Source organism: Streptococcus sp. HMSC10E12, from assembly GCF_001807855.1.
GTDB lineage: Bacteria > Bacillota > Bacilli > Lactobacillales > Streptococcaceae > Streptococcus > Streptococcus salivarius.
Genome location: NZ_KV791087.1, coordinates 1 through 2305 on the forward strand (window position 1 = coordinate 1; position 2305 = coordinate 2305).

The following is a 2305-nucleotide window of genomic DNA, read 5'->3' on the forward strand; positions in this document are numbered from 1 at the left end:
TTAGGAGATTATGAAAAAGAAAAGTTTTAGGATGCTTATAGTATAAAAAGCAAAGCCTAAAGTTTTCTTAAAGTGGAAGAAATATCTTGTTCTTCACTTTAATTCATTTTCTCAGTCGCTACACCATTTTCATCAATGACATAAGTTTTGCCATCTTTTTCTAGTGTTGCTTTGGTTGTGATTGGAGAACCGTACAAATCTTTCCCTAATGAGGTTGATTTTTCAAAGTGATAGAGCTTACCGTCAATTTCCTTCCAAGTTGGTTGGTAGTAAGATATTATCTGAGGCTCAAGATAGCAGAGATAGCCTTTATCAGTGCGGTAGAATCCTGTTCGAACGATTCCATTTTCGTCTGAAATGTAACCGGATTTAGTTTCATTACGTAATAATTCTGCGTAAGAACCGAAAAGATAGGTCTTTCCATCTATGGTTTCTGTTTTATTGATATAGCGATATTGGTTGCTTGGATCTAGGTAATAAGTCTTACCGTCAATTTCTCTCCACCCGGTTAATAGTTTTCCTTCTGAATCGGCAAGATATATTTCACCAAATAATTTAGCTGAACCATCAACTAGGAGTTGCCCATCTCGAGTGAAGTAATAATAATTTCCGTCAATTAGAAGCAACTCTTCTTTAGCTTGAAGACCATTTTCCTTAAAGTAAACACGGTGATTATCTAGTGTATACCAGCCAAAAACTTGAGCTCCATCATTGCCAAAGTAGAGCTTAGAATAGTAATTGTACGGATAGAATGCATTACGGAGGAGTTCACCATTGTTTTCAGCGAAATAGTAGTACTTCCCATCTATAAGGATACGCTTACCTTTTATTTGCTTACCACTGCCATCAAAGTAGAGTTGGACACCGTTAATGGTTTGCCAGCCAGTAGCTAATTGCCCCTTATCTTTGAGATAAGTCCAATCGCCATCCTTGTCCTGAACAAAGGTGTTGCGTAGAGATGATGTGACATGTCCTTCTTCATCAATGTTATAGGTAACACCACCAAGCTCAATGGTACGGTTAGTCCATAAAGCTCCGCTATCTTTATCGAAGTAGTAGGTATCCCCATCGATGTCAACCAAAGTTCCTTTGGCTTGCTTGCCATCTTTATCAAAGTAGAGTTGGACACCATCAATGGTTTGACGACCTGTTAGGAGTTTCCCATCTTTGTCGTAGTAGTACCAGTTCCAAAAGTCGTCGCGAATAAACTGATTTTTAGGTGTAACTTCAGTTGAGATTCCCTTGTCATCAAAGGAATAGACTTTGTCATCAACTTTCAAAGTTGTATTAGAGACAATAATTGTAGGACGCATACCAGCAGTAGGTTCGACGTAATCTCCATCTGTCAAGCGGTAACGTTGCCCATTGATTTCCTCCCATGAAGGCTTAGTGACACTTTTTACTTCTGGTTGAAAGTAGTGGAGTTGACCATCAATACCTCGTTGGAATCCTTTTAAGACAATTCCGTTTTCATCAGTGCCATAGATCCCATTAAAAATACCTTCATTGTGATAGACAACAGGTGCAAAGTAGGCTTTAAGGCTATTTTTTTGGACTACACTATTAATGACAAAATAATCTTTATTTTCAAAAGTGATAATTCCGTTTAGGACAACCCCATTTTCAGAAAAAATGTATTCCTTACCATCAATTAATTGTCTACCGGTTTGAATGACGCCATCAGCATCAGTATGGTAAGTTGTTTTACTAGAGAAAAACATAGAAGGTCTCTCAACGATTCCATACGTGTTCTTAACCAATTGACCATCATAATCAAACAAATATCTCTTCCCCTCAATGGTTACGACATCATTTTGAGCTCTCAGGCCGTCTGATTGGAAGTAGTAGCGTTTGTTATCGATTGTATGCCAACCTGTAACGGGAGCACCGTCCTCTCCTAGATATTCAAAGAGGTGCGTATACATTGGATTGGTCCTATAACCATTAAAGATGATATGTTCATACCATTGATTAGTCATTAAGGCACCATTATGATAGGCAAAATAGTAGTGCTTGCCGTCGATTTCTTGTTTTTGTCCTTTGACTTGTTTACCTTCTTTATCAAAATAAAGGATGACACCATCAACATTTTGCCAACCAGTCAGTTTCTCACCATTAGCAGTGTAGTAATACCAATCTTTTTGGTTGTCAGATTGGAAATGACCACCGGTCACGACCTGGGTAGGTAGTTGCGTTTTTTCGGTTAGGATGCCATCAGCATCTGCTAAATAAGTTTTACCGTCTACTTCAATACTTGTATCAGTTACCTTTCGCCCATTATCTTTATCGTAGTAGTAATCCTTGC

The 2305-nt window shown here is 38.2% G+C and carries 1 protein-coding gene; it reads right to left on the reverse strand.

Going from position 1 to position 2305, the window contains the following annotated elements; translation table 11 throughout:
- Positions 1–98: 98 nt before the first annotated feature.
- Positions 99–2305: choline-binding protein (locus tag HMPREF3112_RS03310; RefSeq protein WP_256262649.1), on the reverse strand; the 2207-nt coding region annotated here is incomplete at its 5' end.